Below are 24,542 nucleotides of genomic sequence, written 5' to 3'. Positions count from 1 at the left end.
GCCTTTCTAAATTATATGTTTTCTTTAATATACAGTTCAGTTAGTTTTTTTACTATATTTCTTATATCAAAGCCTTTATCAAATAATATTTTATTATCTATATCTCTTTTAAAATTTATATCAATGCTATTAGCCCAGTATTCTGCTGAAGAATTAAGTTTAATTGCGTGTACATTGCTTTTAATTAAAGCCTCTTTTGTAATTGTATTTGATAAATATAATGGTAATCCATTTGTCTGCGCCTCTATTGCTACAATAGGAAAACCTTCATATAATGACGGCATAACCATAATGTCAAACGCATTAAGTACCCTATTTACATCATTTCTATTTCCTAAGAAAATAATAGATTCAGAAATTCCTATTTCTGTAGCATAGTTCTTTATATTATTTGACAGTTCTCCATCTCCTACAAGCACAAGTTTAGAATTGGAATACCTTACATGAAATGCTTTGAAAATATCAAGTAAAAATTTATGATTTTTTACTTTTGAAAATCTTCCCACATGTCCAACTACTATTTCTTCCTTTAATCCTATTTCTGCTCTCATAGTTTCTCGGATATATTGGGAAAACTCATATTTATCTAACTCTATTCCATTATATACAATATCATATTTTCCTTTTACACTTGACTTTCCATACATCCATTTTCCAGCCAACTCACCACAAGATAAATAATGAGTTGCTACTTTATGTATTCTTAACGAATTTAAATAATGAAGTATTATATGAATTAAACTTCCGGGCATTCTTGTACTATGGGAATGAATTATCCTTACGGGTACACCATTATTCTTTGCTGCTACCAATGGTTCTATATATGATAACGAGCTTTCATGTTCATGTACTATTTTATACTCTTTATATTTCTTAAAAAAATCATCTAAAGCTCTTTTATTTTTTTCAATTCCTTCTTTTCTTGATGGTAAATAATATATTTTTCCGCCTAAGCTTATTATTTCATCATCAAATGACTTTTCATGTCTATGATGCAGTAAGAAATCAAATTGTATTTTCTCCCTATCTATAGATCTATATACATTCATAATAAAAGTTTGAATCCCACCAACTCCCATACTATCTAAAATATGTAGTATTCTTTTCATAACAATTTTTTTCTCCTATATTATGAATTTGAATATTTCTTTTTTGAATTACAAGTGAATTATCCGCATAAGTTCCTTTTATAACTGCACCTGCTCCAACTGTACAATTATTTCCAATTTTACTACCTTTTAAAATTATTGCTCCTGCTCCTATCCAACAGTTTTTTCCAATAATTATTGGTGCTGTAGTGTGTTCACCTTTTTCAAACCTATCTGCGTCATTGTAAATATAATCATGATCAAAAATCATTACATGAGGCCCCATACGAGTACCTTCCCCAATGTCAATTTTTGAATGTGCCACCAACATACACCCATTATTCATAAAAACTCTATCTGATATATTTATCTCCCCATATTCAGATGCCGAAATTTCACACCATCTACGAATTCCAATGTTTTTTCCAATAGATATGTATCCATTACCACTTATTTTGAATATACTGCTTATACTTATAACTGAAATTCCATCAAAATTAAATTTGCTGAAATTACATAATTTTATAATTATTAAATAAATTAATGTTTTAATCCTATTAATTACAGCAAATAAATAACGCATTCACTTCTCCCTTCGTATAAAATCCTTATACTTTTCTAATATTTTAAATCGTTTATCTAACAAAAAATTGTAATCATATTCCTCCGCCGTTTTAAAGTTTCGTATTGCTTGTACTTTCAATTCTTCCTTACTTATTTTTTTTAATAATTTTGAAATTTCATTTGCTTTATCTTTTTTTCTTGAAAATACCCATTTCTTATCCAGTAACTCAGGAATACCCGCTACATCTGATCCTATACATGGCACCCCCAAACTCATTGCTTCAATCACCGCCCTAGGTAAACCTTCTTGTAAGCTTGGCTGTATATAAACATCCAATTCATTTCTCATCCATTCAAAAACCTTTTCATGTGGATAAGACCCTAGTAACTTAATTTGATTTTCAACACCAAATTTCCTTGCCATATCCAACAAGTATCTTTGATCTCCGGGACCTAATATTTGATACTCAAACTGTGTATAGCCCTGTTTCTTCAACCTTCCCAATGCCTCTATAACAAATTTTTGTCCCTTATATTTAACATCAACATTAGCTGCTGTGCCAAGTATAATTTTATTACCTAATCTTGAAATCTTCTCTATCCTACCATTTAAATCACTTTCTTTTTGTTTACTTATCTTTACATTAGAAATATTTGTACTAATACCTTTTGTTGGATATCTTTTTTGTAAGAACTCTCTTGTAACATATACAACAAAAGGTGCTCTTTTTACCTCTATTTTAGTTTTTAAAAATAGATATGGAGCAAGTATTTTTCCTAAAAAACCATGGTTCCAAAATGAATCCCAAGCACACCCAACCAGTTCAATCATATATGGTTTATTTATCTTTCTACATTCAGATATTGTTTGTAAACCTAAAAAACTATCCAGCCTTACGATGACGGCATCATTGTTCCTAATATTTTCCCGTAATATGTTTTTTATTCTTCTACTAAAGAAAACATCTGGCCCCTTAAACATGCCTATTCTCTTATCAAAAAAAACTTTTGGTCCTGATGATTTATCAGAAATACCATTTAAATCTACGTTCGTGTCTTTATTTCTAAAACATACATTTATTTTATTAAACACCGGCAAGTATCTTTCTTCCCATATTTTATATCCATAGCTTCTTGCGAAAGTTTCTTCATTATACGTCTCAGACCTAACATCATGTACAAACATCAGATTCATCTAATCCACCCTACTCTTCTATTATTTCCATCAATTTTTTATTTATAACATCAATATCAAATTTCTTAACATAATCTTTATTGTATATTCCAAATTGTTCTATCCTATTTGGCGAATCAACTAATAGTTTTATTGCTTCTACGTATTCACTAATATTAAATGTTGAACAAAGATATCCACCCTTATTGTCTCGAATTAAATCCACATTTCCCCTGATTTTCGATGCCACAACTGCCTTTTTACATCCCATTGCTTCCATCAAAGCTACAGAAAGTCCTTCATGTACTGATGGTAATGCAAAAATATCTGATGAATTGCACAGTTCTTTTATATCAGTACGATACCCCAATAGGAAAACCTTTTTATCCAATTTTAGTGCATGAATAGTCTTAAACAACTCCTCTTGCAAATCACCTTCCCCAGCTATAAAGTAGTATATCCTTGGATTATTTATCTTAGCTAATGCTTCGATTATTATCTTATGATTTTTCCTTGTTATTAATTCACCAACAGAAAGAATTTTTACAGCATTTTCAGGGAGTTTAAACTCGTCATTAAGATACATTTTGAATGCATTGTTTTCAGTGAATTTATCAGTGTTTATACCAATTCCATTGAGTTTATAGCATTTTTTTGAATTAAATTTCAGTCCTGCTTTATAGTCTTCTTTATTAATAGTAATTAACGTATCTGTATAATATGAAAGTATCTTCTCTACCCAATAATAAACAATATTTGATCTAGGAGCTCCTCTGAAAAAATGAAAACCATGAGCCATATAAATAACTTTACATCCACACCAATGACCTACCAACCTGCCAACAGCTCCTCCTACAGGTTCATGACAAAAAATTGTGTCTATTTTTCTCTCTTTGATTAATCTATATAACATCATGCACGCCTTGATATTCTTTAAGTTATATGGTGAGCGCACAAAAGGTATCTCATTCATAATAATTCCATGATTTTCTATATCTTTATAATAAAATCCAGTCATTGAACTTGCACATTCTACATAATATCCCCGTCTCTTCATTTCTATAATATGTGGAACAAGAAAATTCCATATCATCGAATCAGTTGTACATACTATAAGTATACGCTTCATTTACATACCTCTTGATTAAATTATATATCTACTTTAAAACTGAATAAGCAGTTTTAAACATAATCATAATATCGCAAAAAAAACCAAAATTTTTAATACATCTCAAATTATATTTCATCTTTTCCGGAAGTATTTTTTCGATATAGATCTTATCTACATCATCAGCCTTATCAATTAGTTCTGCTTCATCCTTGTATTTTATACAAGCTTCTGATGTCACTCCTGCCGGAAGTAAAAGTGTTGCAAACATTTCTTTTGAATACTTTGTAACATAGTATGTACTTTCCGGCCTTGTTCCAACAAATGTCATATCGCCCAAAAGTATATTTATAAGTTGAGGCAGTTCATCCAAGCGATATTTTCTTAGTTTACTTCCTACTTTAGTAACCCTGCTATCATTTGAAACAGTTACACCGCCGCCTATCTTATCAGCATCTTTAACCATAGTTCTAAATTTAACTATTTTAAACTTTCTTCCATACTGAGTTACTCGCTCCTGACAATAAAATATACCGCCTTTTGAATCCCTCACTATAGCCAATGATATAATGATAAAAATAGGTATAGATAATAAAAGCATTAATGCAGATACGATAATATCAAAGCTCCTTTTTATAACTAAAACGGCTTTTTTGTTCTTAAGCCTTTCATAATATGGTCGGACTTCTTTTGTCCTCATATACCTTGGTAACTTATCCCATTCTCTCAACATAAATATCTCCAAAGTAATATTATATATACTCTCTAACAATTCTACTGTACTGCTCTATCACATACTCAACTTCTTCATCTGTCAGCTTTGTATGCAGCGGCAACGTGATTTCATTTTCAAATTGATTATATGCATTTGGATAATTCTCTATGGAAAATCCTATATTCTTATAAGCAGTCATCATTGGCAATGGCTTATAATGTACATTGCAAGCAATACCTGATTCAGCCATTTTTATAATTATCTCATTCCTTTGTTCTAAAGTTATTCCCGGTATTCTTGTTATATACAGATGTCCTGAGGAACTGTATTTATCTGTATAGTGCTCCAACACATTTATACCAAGTTGTTTAAATTGCATATCATATTTTTTGATAATCTCTCTACGTCTATCTAACAAACCTTTATATCTTTTTAATTGTGCCAGTCCTATTCCGGCGGCAACATCGGTCATATTACACTTATACCATGGTCCTATGATATCGTACTCCCATGCACCAAGTTGTGTTTTTGCAAGTGCATCCTTTGACTGACCATGTAATGACAGTAATTGATATTGCTTATAAATATCTTCGTGGTAGATTCCCTTTATATCTCTCCAAGTTACCGCTCCACCTTCTGCAGTTGTAAAATTTTTTACAGCGTGGAAACTAAAGCATGAGAAATCAGCTATACCCCCTGTATGCTTACCTTTATAAACAGCACCAAATGAATGTGCAGTATCTGCCATTACTATTACTCTTCCTATTGCTTTTTGAATGTCATTTTGTGGTTTAAAAAGATGTTTTTTTCTCTCCACAATATCAAAAATTTTTTCATAGTCGCATGGAATACCTGCTATATCTACCGGGATTATCACTTTTGTATTTTCATTTATAGCGTTTTCCAGGTCTGTATAATCCATCTCCAAAGAATCTCTTTGTGTATCAATAAGTACCAACTTTGCACCTACATGGCATACCACTGATGCGCTTGCCGTATATGTATACGCACCGGTTATTACTTCATCATCTTTATCCAGTCCAAACAAACGCAATGTCATCTCTGCACATGCTGTCTGTGAGTTCAAACATACAGCACGTTTTGTTTCACAAAATGTTGCTACTTGTCTCTCTAATTCTTTTGTCTTTGGTCCTGTAGTAATCCAACCTGATTTCAATGCTTCTGATACTTCTTTTATCTCTTCATCACTTATATCCGGTGGTGAAAATGGAATCTTCATAATTCTTTTTCCTTTTCTATATCCAACAAAAAAGCCTACAAGACTGCTCCTGTAAGCTTTTTAAGTTGATAAAATCAATTTGCCGCCTGTGGTAAGTCTTCATGATGTAATCCGTTTGCAATTTCATTTTTGTTATCAAATAATTCACTGTTTATACTGTCAACCTGCGCTGTATGATATGTTGTCACTATCTCCTTTATATGCTCACGAATATTTCCGTTATTCTCTCCCATATATACGGATAATAACTTGAGCTGTTTTAAAAACTTATCTTCATTAAAATCAAGAGGCTTACCGATACTTATCAGCTTATTCGGTGTAGTCTTCAGACCTTCCTCGGACATAAGTCTCTCTTCAAAGAGCTTCTCACCGGGGCGAAGTCCTGAGTATTCTATCTTGATATCAATATCCGGACGAAGCCCTGACAGTCTGATAAGGTTTCTTGCCATTGTATCTATCTTTATAGGTGTACCCATATCAAGGACAAATATCTCTCCGCCCTTTGCATAGTTACCTGCCTGCAGTACCAATGAAACGGCCTCTGATATTGTCATAAAAAATCTGATAATATCAGGATGTGTAACTGTGACCGGTCCTCCTGCTTCTATTTGCTTTTTAAACTTAGGTATTACCGAGCCGTTGCTTCCAAGCACATTTCCAAATCTGACAGCTGCAAACTCTGTAGTGGGATTTTCTAAAGCACTGTAGTATTCCTCCATCTCGATAATTCTGTTATCTTTAAAAACTTGTATCGGTCTAAGCTCACTAGCTCTTTTTTCCTTTACTTTTCTTGCAAATGTCTGGATAATCATTTCACACATTCTCTTGCTGGCACCCATTACATTTGTAGGATTTACGGCCTTATCTGTAGAGATAAGCACAAATCTTTTACATCCGTAATGTAATGCCGCAAGTGCAGTATTGTATGTTCCCATTACATTGTTTTTTATAGCTTCACAAGGACTGTCCTCCATAAGTGGAACATGCTTATGTGCCGCCGCATGATATACTACATCAGGTTTAAATGTTGCAAATACCTGTTCAAGCTTCCTTAAATCTCTCACAGATCCTATTATTGTATCCAGATTCAGCTTCGGATGGTTCATCAACAGTTCCTGTTCAATCTCATATGCATTATTCTCATAAATATCAAATATTATAAGATGCTTAGGTGAGTGTGCTGCAATCTGCCTGCAAAGTTCACTTCCTATAGAACCGCCTCCGCCTGTTACCATGATAGTCTTACCGTTTAGATAGTTGAATATCTCATCTAGATCTACTTTAATAGGAGCTCTGCCAAGTAAATCCTCGATATTTACATCTTTTAAATCTTTAACTTGAACTTTACCGTTTGCAAGCTGACACATTCCCGGCAGATTTTTCAGTATACATCCTGATTCCTTGCAGATATTTAATATCTTACTGAGTTCCTCAGGACTGCTTCCGGGTATTGCTACGTATATTTTATCTATTCTATAGTGCTTTACATTGTCAAGTATTCTGTTTCTTCCGCCCGTTATCGGTATATTGTCAACAGTTCTTCCCCATTTTGACTTGTCGTCATCTATAAAGCAAATCACACTGTCATTATAGTCAACCGATCTTTTGATATCTCTTAAAAGCAATCTTCCCGCATTTCCTGCACCTACTATCATCACTCTTGACATATCTTTTTGTGACTTTTTTACATTTTCTCTGTCTGAACGCAGTAAAAGCACAAATCTATAGGAAAATCGACTTCCAAGAACTGCCAAAAACTGTATCAGAATTCCTAATAAATAGTAAGCTATCGGCATTCTTTCAAACATCAATGTAATAAGTAAAGTATGTAAAAATCCTGTTATAATGCTTGCATACATTACATGCTTTAATTCTGTATAACTTGCAAACTGCCATATGCTTCTGTACAGCTTTAAAGCAATAAAAGTTATTAAGGTTATGAGGGTATATATAGGAACAAATTTTGACCACGCCAATATATATTTACCCTCAATACGTGAAAACTGTAGGTCAAACCGCAGCCATAGTCCTACAAGATATGACAAATTTACCGCAATCATATCATAGATAGCCAGCATTATAGCCGCACCATGTAAGTAATTTAGTTTTAAGTCCCGTTCTTGCATTTCTCCCCCATAGAATTTTATCTTGCGAGTCTTATTTATAAACAACACATATTGTAGATGATCCGTTTATTAAAGTATCCAATGTTTTATCCTGATGATTTATACCGAATACCTCTGTAGGTGCCCAGTTGCCTGTAATATTTGCATAAGCAATAACCTTTATATCCTTGCCTTCTACCATATTCGGTACATATATTCTAACCTTGGTAGGCACATCTGATATTTTACCCTGTGCATCAGTAGTGATTAATGCTAAGGTTTTTCCTACAGCCTTATATTCTGCAAATTCTTTTAATCCTGTAGCTTCACTGATGCTTCCGCCTTCATTAATGCTGTTTATACTTGCTACAACCTTTTCAGGAAGGCCTGTTGTTTCACTTCCCGGTGCCGGAACAGTGGCATGTCCATTATCGAGAGCTCCCAAAAAGCCTGTTGTTGTGGTTGATGCCTGAGTATTTGTTCCTGTTGTTTTTGTACCTGTCTTAGTTCCACCGGATGTTCCTGTACTTGAACTGCCCCTACCGCTGCTTCTGCTACGGCTTCCACCACCGCCGCTACGACTTCCTCCACCGCCACCGCGGCTTCCGGTCTGACCGGAGTTCTGGTTTCCTCCTTGAATACTGGGTGCCGCAAAATTTGTTCCTACCATTGATATAGCCAATATACAAGACAATATCGCAATAATTCTTTTCTTCATATCCCTATCCCTTCCTTTAGTGTTTCTTTACTCTGCTGTGTAAAACAGATCAATAATTTTATTCATTACCTTATCTCTATCCATATAAAACTCATCATAAATTTCCGTTTTTTTGTTTTCTCCCTCCAATACATACATTCTGTCTCCGTTAAAGTCTTTATCCGTCATGGCACAGGCGGCAAGTTTTAAAAGCATATCTTTTTGCATATCAGTATAATAATAGGGGCTTATCTCTCTTAAAATATTTTCAATCAAAGAATCCCCTTTAAACTGCGTAAGCTTTTTTTGATAAGCCTCCACATAGACTTTATGTGCTTCTATTCTGGTCATTGCAGAAAAATCCCTGTCCGTATCCCTGTACCTTAAGAACTTTTCAGCCTGATCTCCCTTTAACAAAACTTTTTTATCTTTCACAAATGCAGTATCCGCTTTTTCCATACCTTCGCATGGTATAATCACCTCCACTCCGCCTATTGCATCATTTATACTTTTTAAGGCGGATGTATTTATTGCTATATATTTATCTATAAATAAGCCTTCAAAAAGTTCACTTACAGACTCCTTCATAAAGTCTGCACTGATCTCATTGCCGTCACCGAAAGCGTATGCCATTGTTATATGCTGCAGTGTTTTTCCCATAATATTTCCACTGACATCTGTTACCGGTATTTGAGCCATTGTATCTCTTGGTATAATTATCATATCAAGTCTGTTATTTACAGTATCCCAGGCAATAAGCCCTATACTGTCAGCCTGTCCTCCGGAACCTGCATCCTGTATATAATGCATATCAACATTTGAATCTATTCCCAGTGCCAGTATTGCCTTTACATAGCTCTTTCTTTTATATTTTTTCCCATTCAAATCCGTATAACTTTTATCGGGCTTTGTCTGTGCTTTTTCATTTATTGTTGTTGCTATTATTCCCGCATTGTTTCTCTTTATACTTACAGCGATAACTATCACTGCAGATAATATAATCAGGCAAATAATAAGCACCTTTTTTATTGATGTTTTCATTTTTTATAACTGTAATAGTCTCCGTAATACTTATAATGATAGCTGTTCTTTTTCATCTCAACTCCGTTTAAAACCGCTCCTATAATTTTACAATTTACTTTTTCAAGCTGGTCTTTAACTCTTTTTACCATCCTTTGGCTGACTGTTGAACTCCTCACCACTATTACAGCTCCGTCAACACATCTTCCTATAATCGCCGCATCTGCAATATTGCTGATTGGAGGAGCATCAATAATGATATAATCATAAATCTTTCTTTGCTCCTTTATAAACTCATCCAGTTTCAGCTCATATAAAAGCTCTGCGGGATTAGGTGCATACGGTCCTGAAAATACCACATCCATATTTTTTATATTTGTTTTATATATGATATTATCAGTATTCATACCGCTTAAAAACTGACTGAGTCCCTCTACTTCTTCCTTTATCCGATACCTTGTTGTAAGCATTGACTTTCTCATATCGGCATCGATATAAAGTATCTTTTTATCTATTTGAGCCAGACTCCTTGCCAGTTGAAAGCTTGTTTCAGACTTCCCCTCTCCATGTATTGAGCTTGTAAAAAGTATTACCTTTAAATTTGCACCTGAGAACTGAAGATTTGTTCTAAGTATTCTTACAGACTCTTCATACAAAAAACCCTTGTCAATTCCGTCCAAATTGAATAATATTTCCAATGTTTATCTTCTCCTCTCAAGTTACTTACTTTTTTTATACTCAGGTAAGCTGGCAAGAATTGTAAGTCCAAGATTCTTTTCCAAATCATCCTCGCTCTTTATGCTGTCATCCAGTAATTCTATAGTTATAATAATGGCTGAAATCAGGCAAACACCTAAAATCCCTCCAAGTACTGCATTTTTCTTTATACTCGGACCTGATTTTTCATATGAAGCTATTCCAAACTCGATAATCTTTGGCGGAACCACCTCCATCAAATCACCTATATATTGTGATGATGACATTGATATCTGATTTACAATCTCTTTTGCATTCTCAGGATCAGGATCCGTAACAGTAAGTGAGAGTATTCTTGTATCCGATGGATTATCAATCTTAAGCTTACTTCTTAGCTGTTTATAATTTATATTAAGTCCCAACTTTTCAATAACTTCCTCCAGCACCGGTCTGCTCTGTATTATAATCTTATAGTCCTTAGTCAGTTGGCTGCCTATTTGCAGGTCTGCCAATGAATTAAGTGTGGTTTCCTTTGATAAAACATACATCTGTGAGGTGGATTGGTATTGCGGTGTGATTAAAAACATACTGATTCCTATAGCCGATGCACAGCCAAGTATTCCAAACAATATAATCATCCACCATTTCCTTTTTAAAACAAAAAGCAATTCAAGTAAGTCTATCTCTGTGTCTTCATTTATCATTCTGTCACCCATCTGCCTGCTCCATTCTATTTGTTTAAAATAATATTATTTGCATTATCATAGGTTATTTCCCTAAAATGCTTTTCTACTCCTTTTGAAAGCCATCGTAATGCATTTGCTATATCCGGTTCCCTTCCGCCGATTCTATGCATATCCGTTGCCATAAAAGAAATGTATCCGTTTTTTATCTGCCTTTTACACCAATAAGCATCTATGTCAAAAATCCCTCCTTTTATGCTGCCATAATTCATTTGAAATAATGCTCCCATATCCATTATCTCCGTAAATCGGTCCGACTTTCTTAAGCAGATATAGCGCTCCACATGTGCAAATATCGGAATATATCCTGCAAATATAATATCTCTTGTTGCCCTCTTTAAATAACTAAAGCTGACAGCAGGTTCAAATTCCACCAGTATATACTTACTGTTTGCCAAGGTAAGATACTCACCTTTTTTAATTTTTTCTATAGCTGAACCGGAATAAAATATTTCCTGTCCGGTATAGATTTCACAGTCCATATCCCTCTCATGAATTTTTGACCTTATTATATTTATTTTTTCTATAATCTCCTCCGGCTTTAGATTCGGCATTGTATGAGGTGTTGCTATTATTTTTTTAATTCCCTGCCCCCTTGCCATATCTATAAGCTTAAGAGATTCTTCCAAATTCCTTGCTCCATCATCCACATCAAAAACTATATGTGAATGGATGTCTATTAAATACTCATTACCTTTCATATTCCTTTATTTTTATTTTCTTTTTTATTAACATCTGTTTTGACTTCTCTATTATACTGCTAGATATAATTTATTCAATGAGAACTTTATCTTTGCTTAATTATATATTAATATTTTTGTTAACTGTGCTTAAATATTGCTTTGTACTTTCAGTTTGGGGTTTGTTCTTCTGGATTTTATATAATCAAGAGGATCTTTTTAGCATTTCAGCCAATATCATCATTTTTTTCATTCAGAAATTTTGGTTCTATATGTGTTTTAACTGTTGATATTCATTGAAATTCATTGTATCTTTATATTATTAAAATTTTTTGGAGGAATTGATGAGACTTTTAATATGCGAAGATGAAGAAGATATTTTGAACGGACTTGCAAAGGGACTTCGCAAACTGAACTATTATGTCGATACTGCTATGGACGGTGAAGAAGCTCTTTCTCTTTATTTTGAGTCCGAATATGATCTTATAATACTTGATCTTAATATGCCGAAGCTTGACGGGTTGGAAGTTTTAAAGACTATCAGAGAGGACAATGCTGAAAGTAAGGTTATTATTTTATCTGCAAGAGATACACTAAATGATAAGGTGCTTGGACTTGATTTGGGTGCAAATGATTATCTGGTAAAGCCCTTTCATTTTAGAGAATTGGAAGCAAGGATAAGGGTGCTTTTACGCAATAATTACAGCACAAATGATGATACTATAAGAATTGAATCTCAGGATATCACTCTCTATCTCAGTAAAAAACAGGTTCAAAAGGGCGGTGAGATCATATCTCTTACACCTAAGGAATATTCTATATTTGAATACCTTTGTATAAACAAGGGTAATCTGATTTCTACAGGAGAACTCCTTGAGCATAATATTGATATGAATGCCAATGATGCTTCAAAAGTAATAAAAGTACATATAGCCGCTATCAGAAAAAAACTTGGAAGTGATGTAATAAAAACAAACAGAGGTATGGGATATACTATAAATGACTAGTATATCCCATACCTCTTTAATATTTTAGTTTAAATTATCATATCAACCCTGTTTAGCAAGTATTTCATCAACTATCTTTGTGAAACCTTCCAAATCTCTTGCACCCTGTATTCCACCGATTATATTTCCGTTTGAATCTATAAATACAGTGGTAGGGAATGCCTGCAGACTCATTACAAAACCTTCTACATCTCCCTCAGGGATTATATTATGATAAGTAACATTGTTCTTATCAAGTACTTCCTTTACAGCATCCAAATCGCTTCCTGAATCCTGTGCTATTCCGACTACATTTACATTTTTTTCTTTCATGTTTTCATAAAGCTTTTGTAATTCCGGAATCTCATGAACACATGGACCACACCAGCTTCCCCATATATTCACAACAGTAAGCTTACTGTCTTTGAATATATCACTGCTTATTTCTTCACCTGCTACGGTTTTTGCATTAAACTCGGGGAACTTTATATCTTCCTGCTCTGAGCTTGCCTGCTTGGAATCGGCTTCCTTAGATTCAGCCTGCTTTGTATCATCCTGCTTAGACTCAGCCTGCTGTGACTGTGTACTTGCAGCATCATTTGAAGCTGTACCCTTTGCATTACAAGCACTTATAGAAGCTGCCATCATCAGTGCAAAACTCAAAACTAATATTTTCTTTTTCATATTAACTCCTTATATAGTTTGTTTTCGTATTATATCATATCTTTATTAAAGCTGACATTAAGAATATTTTAATTATCTTAAGAATCTATACTAATTTTATATAGTATTTGTAAATATCGCTTAATCCACTCCGGCTGACCAAAGATTTTATTACATTCAAATAGGACCGCTTTTGCGATCCTATCGATATCATGCTATATAGTTTATATTATTTTATCCATGCGCCGTCAAATCCGATTTTATATTCACCTACTTTTGTACTATATGCCATACTACCTTTTATATGACCTTTTTCAGTATTTTCATACATATAATACCATTTATCATTTATAAGTTTCCAGCCTGTCGCCATATATCCCTGTTCATCAAAATAGTACCAGTTTTTTACACCATTATAATCTATCTGTTTCCATGTTGATTTAGGATATGATCCGTTTGGTTCCTTATACCACCATCCCTTTGCATCATTTATCCATTTGCCTGCAAGCGGTTTGTTGTTGTTTTTTGCATTTTTATCCTTCTTTGAACCTCTTCCTGAACCTCTTCCTGAACCTCCGCCTGAATTTCTTCCCTTTCTTTTTCCGCCTCCATTATTTTCAGGCTTTTTAGGTACAGAAGGTGTAGCTTTACCACGCCCTTTATTATCTTCTGAACCCGATTTGTCCGGTGTTACTATATCTGAAGACTTTTTCTTTTCAGGTTGTTGTGGTTTATTAGGTTGTTTTTCAGGATTATGATTTTGCTGCGGATTATTTTGTTGTGTCCCCGGTATCTGTGGTTGTTGTGGCTGCTGCTGTGTTCCCGGTGTTTGCGATTGCTGCTGTGGATTTAATTGTGCCGCTTTGACCTTTAGTACACCTCTTAATGCTGTACTTGCAGGCATATAATTATTTGTATAATTTATAGCTGTAGAAGTTGATATATTAAACTCTCCAACGGATGTTCCATCCGTCCCCCAGGTAAATGAAGGCATCTGCATAATCGCATCTTCTCTGTTATCCCCATTTGCAAGATTGCTTACATTATAGTCTGAAAAATCATTAGGTAATGCTTCATTTACATTTATTTCCTTATCTGCCACTTCGACAGTTACAGGTCTTTTATTTATAGTGAATTTCCCAAGGTTCACTTCAAGCTCGCCATAAGTAGGCGACAGCTTTGTTGTAACTTCATACTCTCCTGCATTTACAGGTTTATCACTGCTTATATTGCCCTGCGCATCCTTATATTTAAATCCTATATTGCTATGATCCGGTGCTTGTAAATTATCGACTCCATGTCCGCTCTTATCATAAACAGCATCTGAAACATTTGGAAAATCTATATTCTCAACTTCTGCTTCATCAAGTACAACGCTTCCGCTTTCTCCGTCACTGTTGGTATATTTTATAGCGGCTTCTCCATTCTGCTTTGTCCACATAAACTTTGTCTGAGAACCGGGATAAGCCAGTATATCTCTGCTGTCATGTTCTGCAACATATTTTATTTTCGGAGTGCGATTATTATAGACTGTCTTATTCCAGCATATTATATTTGTTCTTTGTGCATCTATATTGACACTACTGTTTATTGTAGGCGGTGCCGCAAGCCCTATCACATCATTATTAGCCTTTATATCGGTAGCGTTTTTTTCACCGCAGGCTAACAAAGTTCCACCTGTTATACTATGATTTGTATCATCTTTAGGCTGTAGAGTCAGAGCATAATCTGCCGCATAATTTATTATCATTCCGCCGGTCATATTAAACTGACCTTTTCCGTTAAAGTTCACTGTAGGAGCACTTGCATGCTTTCCGCTTATAATTTCTCCACCCTTTATAGTGAAATTTGTATAGCCGTTTCTGTCTGTAGATGCAAGCGCTGAATGTGCTTCAGACCTCAATGTTCCTGAAACCATTTCAAATTCTCCACCTGTTCCCGAAGCATTTACTTTTAATAAAGCATTTGCAGCTGATCCTGTAATACTTGCTTCCCATATAATCTTTTTGCCCTGTGGTATAGTAATTTCTATACTGTTTGCAGTCGGTTCCATTTGTACATTACCGCTGACTCTTATAATATCATGAGCCGCCAATGCATTTTCTATTGCTGTCTTTATATGAGAAGCCTTATCTGTTGTTCCTGCAGGCGGTGTTATGTCCACATTATGTACAACTACATCTGCCATAGCACTTATTTCAAACGGTGTTGTTATACCAAGCGGCATAGACGCCGCCAAACAACATGCCAAAACTACACCCTTAAACTTAAATTGTTTCTTTTTCATTGTCATTTCCCTTATATAGTTCTTATTTTGTCACAGATAAGCCTTTATTTCCAAGGCTTATCTGTATATTCACTTACAATTCTTAGATATCTTTTACCTTAAAATAACCACTCTGTTTGTCTTTATCTTAGGCATTTCTGTACTTGTAGTTGTAATCATAAAGTTCTCCGACCATAAAAGACATCTGTCTCCCTTTTTAATCTCTGAAAAATCCACTTCCTCGCCTGTTGATGCAAGCACAGGTTTTACAGATTTATCTACAGTCCATTTAGCATTGTTTAAAGTATCCAAAAGTTCAATACTGCCGTCTACTTCCTCAGCCTTTTCAATACCGTCTGTGTACATAGGCATATGGAATCCCTCTTTTGCATTGGTAAGTACCACATATGAGTTTACCTGTGGAGGCATACTTGCCATATATTCAGGTGCTACCCATGCATAGATTTCATCTCCCTCCTTAGGTGCATCACTTACAAGACCTGTAGCCATATCTACAAAATTCACACTTGCAGGATCAAGTACAAGGTCAACCTCTTCAGGAACCTCATTTTCTTCCTTTGTATCTGTACTTTCACTGCTTTGTACCTCATTACCCACATATGATATTCTCTCTATGCGGATAACCTTGTCTGTAACCGACTTTACCTTTCCGTTTTCAGCTCCCGGTAAACTTGGCATATCATCAGGCATCTGTGCACCTGTTTCAATAGTCATTCCTGCCTGTCCTGCCTCTACACTCTCCGGCATAACGCTCTCTGTCTCTGCTGTTTTTGTTTCAGTCGTTTTTGCATTACTTGTACATGCCATCAATAATGATGCGGCTGCCGCTGCCATAATAAGCTTTTTCAAATTCTTTTTCATATTTATCTCCTTTAAATTAATATTTTTATTATTTGAATATCACCCTTCATACTCATAAATATCGCTACAATCAAGTATTTCCCCATTACATCTTGTTTAAAGCATCCTCAACTGCCTTTGTAAATGACTCAAGGTCTCTTCCACCCTGTATTTTATCAACTATATTTCCTTCAGAGTCTACCAAAAAGGTACTTGGGAATGCTTGAATACTCATTACAAAATCTGTAACAGCCCCCTCAGGTACTACATTCTGATAAGTAACCTTATTCTTATCCAAAATATCCTTTACCGCATCCATATCTGTTCCGGCATCCTGTGCAAGTCCTACGACATTTACACCTTTATCCTTCATATTCTCATAAAGCTTTTGTAATTCCGGTATTTCAGCTACACATGGACCGCACCAGCTTCCCCATACATTTACCACTGTCAACTTGTTGTCTTTAAACACATCGCTGCTTATATCCTCACCTGTTACCGTCTTTGCCTTAAACTCAGGGAACTTTTGAGACTTCTTATCTGTACTTGCCGCCGTACTTTCAGTCTTAACATTTCCTCCGTCTTTGTCTGTACTGCTTTGACTTCCACAAGCTGTAGCACTTGCCATCATCATCAAAGCAAAACCAAAAATCAATAATCTTTTTTTCATATCTATTCTCCTTATGAATTTCTTTATCTTATGTCTATATACTAACATGGCTTTGGTTAAGCCTAAGTTAAGATTGATAAAACTATATCTTTTTAATATGCATAATTTGTTTTTGTTTTTAAAAGCTTATAGAGCATAGCTCCAAGCGGTAAAAACAGAATTATTGTAAAAGCCACCCAGATCAAATTTGAGGTAAGCTCATATGTTGCCAAAGTGTTTATAGTTATATGTATTAAAATGGACCACCTGAGTTTGCGTGTCTTCATATATACAATACCTGATATCAGTCCCATAATAGTTGCATATACAGACTGTACAAATGATAAATGTATAATTCCAAACATCAGTGATGAAACTATAAGTGCATATTTTGTATTCACTCTTTTTTCAAGGAAATTAAAGGTTACTCCTCTATAGATAATCTCCTCATTGATAGGTGCAAGAATTCCTGCAACCACCAGACTTATAATAAATGATACAGTTGATTTATTTGCTGATGATGCATTCAAATACTCCAGACTGCTCTTTATAAAACCTATATTTGACAGTGCCGTGTTTTTTAAAAACATTACCCATAATGTAGATATGCCTCCAAAGGCTATACCTGCCATTATGCTGCACACCACTCCTGTCTTTATATCCCAATGTACCTGTGCTTCCTCCTTATCCTTATTTATCCATTTAAAGAATATAATTGAATATACAAGAATTGATAAAGGATAAATCACCAGATAAATCCTGTCCATCTCCTGTGGCAGAGTCAACCAGTCAAGTACCGCATTTCCGGTCTTATTATAGGCAAATCCTAAACTGATTATCACAAGATCCGTAATTACAAAAAATATAAATCCCAGTAAAACAGCTATAAATGTAGCCCATGCAATCTTTAGTATTTTCACTTCTTCCCCCTATCCTATGCCTATACATTCAAGGCATATATTAACAGCTTTTTTTAATACCACCAGATGTTCATCTCTCATTACACCTGCAATAATCATTACCACACCTACTCCCAGCATAATATAAGGGAGTGCTTTATTCTTTTCCAACTTTTTTAAAATCTCTTTCATATTTTCATCCTTTAAAATCTATTATAAACTCTACAAAATCACCATCTACGCTGTTTACACTTATTCTAAATTTATGTCTGTCCAATATTTCCTTTACTATGGCAAGACCAAGACCGCTTCCACCGAATTTTTTAGCCCTGGACTTATCCACACAGTAAAAAGCTTCAAATATCTTTTCAAGACTCTCTTTTGGAATACTTTCTCCGTGATTTTTTATACTTAATAAATTATCTCCAAGCTTTATTTCTATAAATGCATTTTCCTTTGAATACCTTATGGCATTATGCACTATATTAAAGATAGCCTGCTTTATCAAAACTCTGTCAGCATCTATAGCCATATTTTTATTATCACAAATAAACTCTATATTCTGATTTTTTTCTTTGATTTTATAATCTAAATCCTCGATTATCTCATTTATAATTTTATACAAATAAACCTTTTCAATATTTAAACTCTCTTCATTGCTTAAAAGTCTAAGTCCCACTACAATAGAGTTCATCATCTCAATCTGTCTGCCCACAACTTCCACAAAGTCTTTATAATCCTCTATCTGTGGCTCTTCATCCAGATTTAATACCTCCAGATTTGCCCTTATTGCCGCCACAGGAGTCTTTAATTCATGGGCGGCATTTTGCGAAAACCTTTTTTGCCTTTCATAGGATTCCCTTATATTTCCAAGCATATGGTTGAAGGCATTTTGCAGATCACCCAATTCATCAGTGCTTTTTACTATATGTATATCATCATTAATTTTAGTGATATCAAGCTTTTTTATTTCTCTGCTGAATTTATTGAGCGGCATCAAAACCTTACCTACCACCCACCACATCAAAGCGGTTCCCGCAACGGAAAATATTATCAATGTATAAAGACTGTTAATCCTAAATACACGCTGTGCAATATCAAAATCAAAGGTAAAGCTCGCATCACTGTTAAAAGGTATATCCACATTATCGGGTATTATAAAAATATTTGATGCACTTTCTATATTAAATAAGAATAACAACACCGAGATTACACAGAGCACCGCGGCTGTAAGCAATGTTACCTTTATTCTTATAGACAGTTTATTCCACATTTGCACATCCTCTGCAATTACTCTTACAAGCTTTTACATTAACAGACTTTTCTTCTTTTTTCTTTCCAAGACCTGCATATGTCATCACTAGGGCATCATGTCTACAGGCTGCAGTACATGCACCGCATCTGATACATTCCAAAGAGTTAGGATTGGCTCTTACATTTATATCCATCTTACATGATCTTTCACATAAGCCGCAGTTTACACATTTATCGGATACAAATTCCATCTTGTAAAATCCTATTTTATTAAAGAAGGAATAGAATGCTCCAAGCGGACATATATATCTGCAAAAAGGTCTGTAAGTAAATATTGATAATGCTACTATTACCGTTAATATGCTTAGTTTCCAAAAGAATAAAAATCCTATTGTATTCCTAAGTCCTTCATTTTTAGCAAGTAGAGGTAATGCTCCTCCAAGTGTTCCGGCAGGACATATCAGTTTACAAAAATAAGGTGCTCCAAGCCCGAACTGATTTGTCAAAAACATAGGCAACAGTATTACAAATACTAAAAGTATAACGAACTTTAGATATCTGAGCGGTCTGTCCACCTTTTCCGGTATTTTAAACTTCGGGGTAGGTATCTTATATAAAAGATCCTGTACAAAGCCGAAAGGACATAAAAGTCCGCATACCAGTCTGCCAAATAATGCTCCTATAAGTATCATTATCCCAAATACATAATAGGATATGCTGAATTTTTTACTTCCTATTACCGCCTGCAATGAGCCGATAGGACAGGAACCTACCGCTCCCGGACATGAATAGCAGTTCAGTCCCGGAACACATGCAACTTTTGTATTTCCCGTATATATCCTTCCCTCAAAAAAGCCCTTTAAATTCGCATTGGTAGCAAGGCTCGCCAATGCCTGTATAATATTTTTCTTCCTCTCTTGAAGCTTTGTATATTTATTCTCGAAGTATTTCATTTTTTGTCTCCTACAAATTTTCTTTTGTATATATTATCATGTTTTCGGTTAAGATAAAGTAAATTTTTTTCAAAACTTTATCTGCTATATTTTTTAAATTTTATATTTATCCTACAATCCTTTTCATTCTTTTTGTATATATATCTTCTCATTACATAAACTAAACTTATTAGAAATAAAAAATGACGATTGGTAAGTTTATCCTTTCGTCATTTTCAATATGTATTTAATTTTATCTGCCTATTCTATTTATTTTCCAAAAAGGTACCCTTATTCCATCAACTCCGGTTGGCCTTTTTTTATTTTAAATTTCTGCTCCTGTATATTCACATTGTTTTTTTTATCAATGCTGATTCTCAGCATAAGCCCCTCGTCAGTGCCCTTTGGTACCTGCTTATCAAATATGCAATTGCCCAAACTGTAATAAATATATTTCCCCTTATACAGTTCACTCTCCTGTATTACATGAGGATGGGCTCCCACCACAAAGTCTGCACCATTATCTATGGCATATCTTGCAAGATCTTTTTGCATCTTGCTTGCATAGGACTCGTATTCAATGCCCCAGTGCAAATATACTATTTTAAAATCGGCTTTCATATTTTCAAGTTCAGTTTTTATTTTATCGGATTTATTTCCGTCATAATCTAAAAGATAATTTATATTAGCTTTATTCGCATTGAATACAAAACCCTCCGGCGGAAATATGCTGTATGCCAAAATCCCCAGCCGAAAACCGTCCTTTTCAAAAATATAACTCATATCCTCACCGGCATTTTCGCCGGCTCCCACATATGAGATACCGGCTCTTACCAGTTCATCCATAGTATCTTTTAAACCCTCGGATCTATAGTCCATTGTATGATTATTTGCCAGGTCACAGAGGTCTATACCCGCTTTTTTCATGGCTTTTGCATTGTCGACTGAGGCTTTAAACACAAAGCGACTCGCCTTATTGGCTCCACGGCTATATTCGGTAATAGGACATTCAAGGTTAACTATTGTAAGATCATCCTCTAAGAAAATATCTTTCATATTCTCATAGAGATGATCATACCCACTCTTTTTTATATAGCTGTCCACCCCTCTTGAAAGCATTATATCTCCGACAATTGTAAGTTCTATACTTTTATTTTTTTTACTTCGATAAGAGCAGACAGCTATACCGGATAAGGACATTACAATTAAAATCAATATAAAAATATTTTTTTTATTTTTTAGCATCCTGAGCTGTAAGGAACTTCAGGAGTTATTATCTCCTCTCCCTCCTCCTCTTGCATATAATCTCCTACAAACGGCGGTCTCTTAGGAGGTCTGTTGACCATATTTTGCCACGACTCATCTGTCAGCCTTTCATTACTTATAAATTCAAAATAATCAAATACCGCACCTCTTGTCAAATAGAGCTTTCCATCTATAGGTACAACAACATATATTTCAGCCGCATTCCCTACACCTACCTCAAGATAGCCTGAACCCTTATCAGTATTTGCTGAGTGAATATCCGCTATCTGTGCCATATTCTTATCTGTATCGGACGCTACCTGATACCAGTCTTGAGCCTCTGCAATACTGCTGCTTAAATACTCAAGTGTACCTCCATATGTCATTAATGTATCATTCTCTTCATATGTAAGGCTTTCACCCTTAAGTTCCTTTATTGAGCAGTTCTTTAAAAACTCAAGCAGCTCAATTATATTTTCACATTTATTTTTCATGCTGTCACTTATTCCGTTTCTTTGTGACAGTCCCTCCATAGTCTGCTTTGTAAGCCATATAAGTCTGTTGTAAAATTCGGGGTTCGGCTCCACATATCCTGTAACTTTTGGCGGTTCCTCTTCCTCTCCTCCACATTCCACACTGCTTTGAGCACCGTATAATATGGTATCATGTCTAAGTTCAGACCAGCTTCCAAGCGCTGTGGAAAGAGATTTGCTCTCCCATGCATTATTTCTCATAAAACTTGGATAACCTTCAGGGAATCTCTGATTTAAACTCTCAAGACTGTAAAGCCATGTAGTATATATATTACCCGTCTTGTCCTTAATACTTCTTTCATCAAATTCGGATTTTACCTTATTGTATTCTTTTTTATAGTCATCCCATTCCTTTGAAGGATTATAAAGTGAATCCAATAACTCTTCAGCTCTTTGCGAGCCGAATACAGCCATAACATCCAGTCCGCTTGGGAAAGGTCTTTTTTCATTTGAAAGTCTGCTTAAAATTTCCGAATCCGGTATATATCTTTGTCCCATAAATCTAAAGCATAAGCCTATGGAACTGTTCTTTATTCTTGCCTGACCTACCTTATCAAGTTCGGCATAAAGTTTATCCATACCGCCCGATATATCTTTGGGCTCAGGCATTTCTCCATAAACAGCTTTAACTATGGCACCAAACTCCAAAGGATTTATATCATTTGTACTTCCCACAAAGAACTCTGTGATCGTATATATATCTTCCCACAGATCCATTCCTTTTTCCTTTGGCAGCTCCTCCAAAGCCTCGGTGGCAATGATTGACATATACGCTCCGTCTTCATCTCTTTTACCTGTTGCATCATATAAAACAAAAGGTACAACACCATACACACTCATAGCACCGAAATATGCCTTTAATTCATCACTTCTTGTATAATGCCCTCTTACCTTAAAAAGACTGTAGTCAACATCACTGCCTGTAATCGAAGATACAGCTTTACTCTCCGCCCTTACATTTGCATAATCCGCTTCTACAAGAGTTTTTATTTCATCAGGTAAATTACTTTCTTCTCCCAAAAGTTTTTCACACAGCGCAAAATATGCCAATGTCTTTCCTACAAGTTCTTTATCCTTTTGATTCTTTGTATCCTGATATTTTTTTACCAGAATTTCTACCATATTTTTATTCAGCTCTTTAAGTTCTATATAAAGCTTTTCAGCCTCCGTCTGCCTGAGAGTATAATCATAAAAGATATGATAGAGCTGTAAAACGGAATCTGTGGTTATAAAACTCGGTATCCTATTATATGTATTTGCCTCATATATATAAAACAACTGTTGGCTGTCCGTAGGATTTACAACAAAACCGTTTTTTTCAATCATTTCTTTTTGCACATCATTCAAATTCCCGAACTGACTTAAGTTTTCAACATTTGAAAGAGCGCTCTGTATCTTAATATCAGGAACATTTGCTTCTATTTCAAGTGGAGTGTACTCACCTCCTGTAGAATAAAATTCCTTTGGCTTTGGCAATTCATAGCCAAGATTTTTGACTGTTATAGTGTTATTTTGACTGCCATTGTCTACACTTTGATTTTCTTTATCCTTTCCGTTATTATGTACTTTTATATTGATACTGTATCTGCAGGAAGTTAAAATCAATATAAAAATTATCACCATTGACAAAAATCTTTTTTTCATAAATTTATCCCCTTTTTATGTTTTTTGCCTCTTTATTCCAACAATATACTTTTGTTTACTATTTTCACCTCTCTTTCTTTTCCGTCCGCTATAATCTTTATTCCATCATTATTATTTTCAAATTTTATTTTTTTAAATTCTTCACTACCTTGAATAAACAGCTCAAATCCGAAACCTTCCCATTTATATACCGACAAAATTCTGTTTTTATTTTCAAGTTCTTCTATGGCTATAAGCTCTGCTATACCGTCATTATCTATATCTGCCGTTATAATATCGTCAAACGGTCTGGCTAATCTTGAACCCAGCCAAAGCGGTATCATTTTTTTTGAATCAAAATTATAGAAAAAAGGTCTTTTTGCCAATGCATTGTGAAACTTTACCTTTTTATACATTATAATATTTATATCCGGTCTTTTATCTCCGTTCACATCTCCAAGCTGCACCTTTGAAGGCTTCATATTTGAAAAATCAAAGCTGTAATCAGGCTCTTCCCCCAATACTACCTTGCCGTCAGATAATTTAAAATCTCTGTATATTTCTATAAATTTGCCATAAGGCTCTCCGCTTGGCAGCTTTTTTCTTTCCCCACCGTCATTTATTGCAATAAGTTCATCAACACCGTCCATATCTATATCTCCGATACTGTATGAAATAATATCGGTATTTGATATATTTGATGATTCAGCTTTACTACAGGATGAAAGCATAAAAAGCATTGAAATAAATATGGCTGTTTTTATTATACATTCTCCCATACATACCCCTTACGAACTGTTA

General features: G+C 34.7%; 24 protein-coding genes. 1 reads left to right on the top strand and 23 read right to left on the bottom strand.

From position 1 onward, the window contains the following. Positions 1-11 precede the first annotated feature (11 nt). The 12 genes from HMPREF1495_RS07435 to HMPREF1495_RS07380 all read right to left on the bottom strand — a co-directional run bounded on the left by HMPREF1495_RS07435 (position 12) and on the right by HMPREF1495_RS07380 (position 11,851). Positions 12-1,109, bottom strand: a complete 1,098-nt coding sequence (locus HMPREF1495_RS07435) for a glycosyltransferase family 1 protein (RefSeq protein WP_034213360.1) — start codon at positions 1,107-1,109, stop codon at positions 12-14. Further along, complete coding sequence (locus tag HMPREF1495_RS07430) at positions 1,081-1,671, bottom strand: acyltransferase (protein ID WP_051402815.1); 591 nt, start codon at positions 1,669-1,671, stop codon at positions 1,081-1,083. Before HMPREF1495_RS07430 ends, HMPREF1495_RS07435 begins: the two co-directional genes overlap by 29 nt. Next, entirely contained in the window at positions 1,672-2,847 is a 1,176-nt protein-coding gene (locus HMPREF1495_RS07425) for a glycosyltransferase (RefSeq protein WP_034213359.1), read from the bottom strand. A 10-nt stretch (positions 2,848-2,857) separates the two neighbouring features. After that, positions 2,858-3,955 carry a glycosyltransferase family 4 protein gene (locus HMPREF1495_RS07420; protein WP_034213357.1) on the bottom strand — a complete coding sequence of 366 codons (1,098 nt, stop codon included), beginning with the start codon at positions 3,953-3,955 and terminating at the stop codon, positions 2,858-2,860. Between the two features lie 28 nt (positions 3,956-3,983). Next, a complete protein-coding gene (locus HMPREF1495_RS07415) occupies positions 3,984-4,667 on the bottom strand; it encodes a sugar transferase (RefSeq protein WP_034213355.1) in 684 nt (227 codons plus the stop codon). 19 nt (positions 4,668-4,686) lie between these two features. Then, the gene (locus HMPREF1495_RS07410) at positions 4,687-5,889 is read right to left on the bottom strand and encodes a DegT/DnrJ/EryC1/StrS family aminotransferase (protein ID WP_034213353.1); all 1,203 of its coding nucleotides are present in this window, start codon (positions 5,887-5,889) and stop codon (positions 4,687-4,689) included. A gap of 74 nt (positions 5,890-5,963) precedes the next feature. Continuing rightward, the gene (locus tag HMPREF1495_RS07405) at positions 5,964-8,015 is read right to left on the bottom strand and encodes a polysaccharide biosynthesis protein (RefSeq protein ID WP_034213351.1); all 2,052 of its coding nucleotides are present in this window, start codon (positions 8,013-8,015) and stop codon (positions 5,964-5,966) included. Positions 8,016-8,046: 31 nt separating this feature from the next. Further along, positions 8,047-8,712, bottom strand: a complete 666-nt coding sequence (locus HMPREF1495_RS07400) for a hypothetical protein (RefSeq protein ID WP_034213349.1) — start codon at positions 8,710-8,712, stop codon at positions 8,047-8,049. A 27-nt stretch (positions 8,713-8,739) separates the two neighbouring features. Continuing rightward, the gene (locus HMPREF1495_RS07395) at positions 8,740-9,732 is read right to left on the bottom strand and encodes an LCP family protein (RefSeq protein ID WP_034213347.1); all 993 of its coding nucleotides are present in this window, start codon (positions 9,730-9,732) and stop codon (positions 8,740-8,742) included. Next, positions 9,729-10,409: a CpsD/CapB family tyrosine-protein kinase gene (locus tag HMPREF1495_RS07390; protein ID WP_034213346.1), complete on the bottom strand. Its 681-nt coding sequence runs from the start codon at positions 10,407-10,409 to the stop codon at positions 9,729-9,731. The genes HMPREF1495_RS07395 and HMPREF1495_RS07390 overlap by 4 nt, the downstream gene beginning before the upstream one ends. A gap of 21 nt (positions 10,410-10,430) precedes the next feature. Further along, positions 10,431-11,123: a YveK family protein gene (locus tag HMPREF1495_RS07385; RefSeq protein WP_034213345.1), complete on the bottom strand. Its 693-nt coding sequence runs from the start codon at positions 11,121-11,123 to the stop codon at positions 10,431-10,433. A 14-nt stretch (positions 11,124-11,137) separates the two neighbouring features. Next, complete coding sequence (locus HMPREF1495_RS07380) at positions 11,138-11,851, bottom strand: CpsB/CapC family capsule biosynthesis tyrosine phosphatase (RefSeq protein ID WP_034213344.1); 714 nt, start codon at positions 11,849-11,851, stop codon at positions 11,138-11,140. 323 nt (positions 11,852-12,174) lie between these two features. On the opposite strand from HMPREF1495_RS07380, the gene HMPREF1495_RS07375 reads away from it, so the two are divergent. Further along, complete coding sequence (locus HMPREF1495_RS07375) at positions 12,175-12,837, top strand: response regulator transcription factor (protein WP_007592809.1); 663 nt, start codon at positions 12,175-12,177, stop codon at positions 12,835-12,837. A gap of 42 nt (positions 12,838-12,879) precedes the next feature. Here HMPREF1495_RS07375 and HMPREF1495_RS07370 read toward each other — a convergent pair whose 3' ends face one another. From HMPREF1495_RS07370 to HMPREF1495_RS07325, 11 genes are all read right to left on the bottom strand, one after another. Next, positions 12,880-13,500: a TlpA family protein disulfide reductase gene (locus tag HMPREF1495_RS07370; protein WP_034213343.1), complete on the bottom strand. Its 621-nt coding sequence runs from the start codon at positions 13,498-13,500 to the stop codon at positions 12,880-12,882. 208 nt (positions 13,501-13,708) lie between these two features. Continuing rightward, the gene (locus HMPREF1495_RS07365) at positions 13,709-15,766 is read right to left on the bottom strand and encodes a hypothetical protein (protein WP_034213342.1); all 2,058 of its coding nucleotides are present in this window, start codon (positions 15,764-15,766) and stop codon (positions 13,709-13,711) included. Positions 15,767-15,859: 93 nt separating this feature from the next. Further along, positions 15,860-16,627: a hypothetical protein gene (locus tag HMPREF1495_RS07360; protein ID WP_034213341.1), complete on the bottom strand. Its 768-nt coding sequence runs from the start codon at positions 16,625-16,627 to the stop codon at positions 15,860-15,862. 85 nt (positions 16,628-16,712) lie between these two features. After that, on the bottom strand, positions 16,713-17,276 hold the full coding sequence (locus HMPREF1495_RS07355) for a TlpA family protein disulfide reductase (RefSeq protein ID WP_034213339.1): 564 nt from the start codon (positions 17,274-17,276) through the stop codon (positions 16,713-16,715). A 92-nt stretch (positions 17,277-17,368) separates the two neighbouring features. Further along, positions 17,369-18,175, bottom strand: a complete 807-nt coding sequence (locus tag HMPREF1495_RS07350) for a CPBP family intramembrane glutamic endopeptidase (protein ID WP_034213337.1) — start codon at positions 18,173-18,175, stop codon at positions 17,369-17,371. A gap of 9 nt (positions 18,176-18,184) precedes the next feature. After that, positions 18,185-18,346 (bottom strand): CD1871A family CXXC motif-containing protein, encoded by a 162-nt coding sequence (locus HMPREF1495_RS13910; protein WP_007592821.1) that lies wholly within the window; start codon positions 18,344-18,346, stop codon positions 18,185-18,187. A 4-nt stretch (positions 18,347-18,350) separates the two neighbouring features. Beyond that, on the bottom strand, positions 18,351-19,427 hold the full coding sequence (locus HMPREF1495_RS07345; RefSeq protein ID WP_034213335.1) for a sensor histidine kinase: 1,077 nt from the start codon (positions 19,425-19,427) through the stop codon (positions 18,351-18,353). Beyond that, positions 19,417-20,361, bottom strand: a complete 945-nt coding sequence (locus HMPREF1495_RS07340) for a 4Fe-4S binding protein (RefSeq protein WP_034213333.1) — start codon at positions 20,359-20,361, stop codon at positions 19,417-19,419. The genes HMPREF1495_RS07345 and HMPREF1495_RS07340 overlap by 11 nt, the downstream gene beginning before the upstream one ends. A gap of 270 nt (positions 20,362-20,631) precedes the next feature. Beyond that, on the bottom strand, positions 20,632-21,585 hold the full coding sequence (locus HMPREF1495_RS07335; protein ID WP_034213331.1) for a CapA family protein: 954 nt from the start codon (positions 21,583-21,585) through the stop codon (positions 20,632-20,634). Then, positions 21,579-23,762: a DUF3160 domain-containing protein gene (locus HMPREF1495_RS07330; RefSeq protein ID WP_034213328.1), complete on the bottom strand. Its 2,184-nt coding sequence runs from the start codon at positions 23,760-23,762 to the stop codon at positions 21,579-21,581. Before HMPREF1495_RS07330 ends, HMPREF1495_RS07335 begins: the two co-directional genes overlap by 7 nt. A gap of 32 nt (positions 23,763-23,794) precedes the next feature. Beyond that, on the bottom strand, positions 23,795-24,520 hold the full coding sequence (locus HMPREF1495_RS07325; RefSeq protein ID WP_034213325.1) for a hypothetical protein: 726 nt from the start codon (positions 24,518-24,520) through the stop codon (positions 23,795-23,797). Positions 24,521-24,542: the final 22 nt, after the last annotated feature.

The organism is Lachnoanaerobaculum sp. MSX33, from assembly GCF_000512995.1.
GTDB lineage: Bacteria > Bacillota > Clostridia > Lachnospirales > Lachnospiraceae > Lachnoanaerobaculum.
The sequence above is the reverse complement of the archived record's forward strand: the minus strand, read 5'-3'. Positions and strand labels throughout refer to the sequence as shown.

Coding starts and splice junctions, on each gene's coding strand:
- HMPREF1495_RS07385 (WP_034213345.1), bottom strand. CDS start 11,123: ATGGGTGACAGAATGATAAATGAAGACACAGAGATAGACTTACTTGAA.
- HMPREF1495_RS07365 (WP_034213342.1), bottom strand. CDS start 15,766: ATGAAAAAGAAACAATTTAAGTTTAAGGGTGTAGTTTTGGCATGTTGT.
- HMPREF1495_RS07330 (WP_034213328.1), bottom strand. CDS start 23,762: ATGAAAAAAAGATTTTTGTCAATGGTGATAATTTTTATATTGATTTTA.
- HMPREF1495_RS07375 (WP_007592809.1), top strand. CDS start 12,175: ATGAGACTTTTAATATGCGAAGATGAAGAAGATATTTTGAACGGACTT.
- HMPREF1495_RS07425 (WP_034213359.1), bottom strand. CDS start 2,847: ATGAATCTGATGTTTGTACATGATGTTAGGTCTGAGACGTATAATGAA.
- HMPREF1495_RS07340 (WP_034213333.1), bottom strand. CDS start 20,361: ATGAAATACTTCGAGAATAAATATACAAAGCTTCAAGAGAGGAAGAAA.
- HMPREF1495_RS07410 (WP_034213353.1), bottom strand. CDS start 5,889: ATGAAGATTCCATTTTCACCACCGGATATAAGTGATGAAGAGATAAAA.
- HMPREF1495_RS07430 (WP_051402815.1), bottom strand. CDS start 1,671: ATGCGTTATTTATTTGCTGTAATTAATAGGATTAAAACATTAATTTAT.
- HMPREF1495_RS07345 (WP_034213335.1), bottom strand. CDS start 19,427: ATGTGGAATAAACTGTCTATAAGAATAAAGGTAACATTGCTTACAGCC.
- HMPREF1495_RS07325 (WP_034213325.1), bottom strand. CDS start 24,520: ATGGGAGAATGTATAATAAAAACAGCCATATTTATTTCAATGCTTTTT.
- HMPREF1495_RS07380 (WP_034213344.1), bottom strand. CDS start 11,851: ATGAAAGGTAATGAGTATTTAATAGACATCCATTCACATATAGTTTTT.
- HMPREF1495_RS07400 (WP_034213349.1), bottom strand. CDS start 8,712: ATGAAGAAAAGAATTATTGCGATATTGTCTTGTATATTGGCTATATCA.
- HMPREF1495_RS07415 (WP_034213355.1), bottom strand. CDS start 4,667: ATGTTGAGAGAATGGGATAAGTTACCAAGGTATATGAGGACAAAAGAA.
- HMPREF1495_RS07395 (WP_034213347.1), bottom strand. CDS start 9,732: ATGAAAACATCAATAAAAAAGGTGCTTATTATTTGCCTGATTATATTA.
- HMPREF1495_RS07405 (WP_034213351.1), bottom strand. CDS start 8,015: ATGCAAGAACGGGACTTAAAACTAAATTACTTACATGGTGCGGCTATA.
- HMPREF1495_RS07420 (WP_034213357.1), bottom strand. CDS start 3,955: ATGAAGCGTATACTTATAGTATGTACAACTGATTCGATGATATGGAAT.
- HMPREF1495_RS13910 (WP_007592821.1), bottom strand. CDS start 18,346: ATGAAAGAGATTTTAAAAAAGTTGGAAAAGAATAAAGCACTCCCTTAT.
- HMPREF1495_RS07360 (WP_034213341.1), bottom strand. CDS start 16,627: ATGAAAAAGAATTTGAAAAAGCTTATTATGGCAGCGGCAGCCGCATCA.
- HMPREF1495_RS07435 (WP_034213360.1), bottom strand. CDS start 1,109: ATGAAAAGAATACTACATATTTTAGATAGTATGGGAGTTGGTGGGATT.
- HMPREF1495_RS07370 (WP_034213343.1), bottom strand. CDS start 13,500: ATGAAAAAGAAAATATTAGTTTTGAGTTTTGCACTGATGATGGCAGCT.
- HMPREF1495_RS07355 (WP_034213339.1), bottom strand. CDS start 17,276: ATGAAAAAAAGATTATTGATTTTTGGTTTTGCTTTGATGATGATGGCA.
- HMPREF1495_RS07335 (WP_034213331.1), bottom strand. CDS start 21,585: ATGCTAAAAAATAAAAAAAATATTTTTATATTGATTTTAATTGTAATG.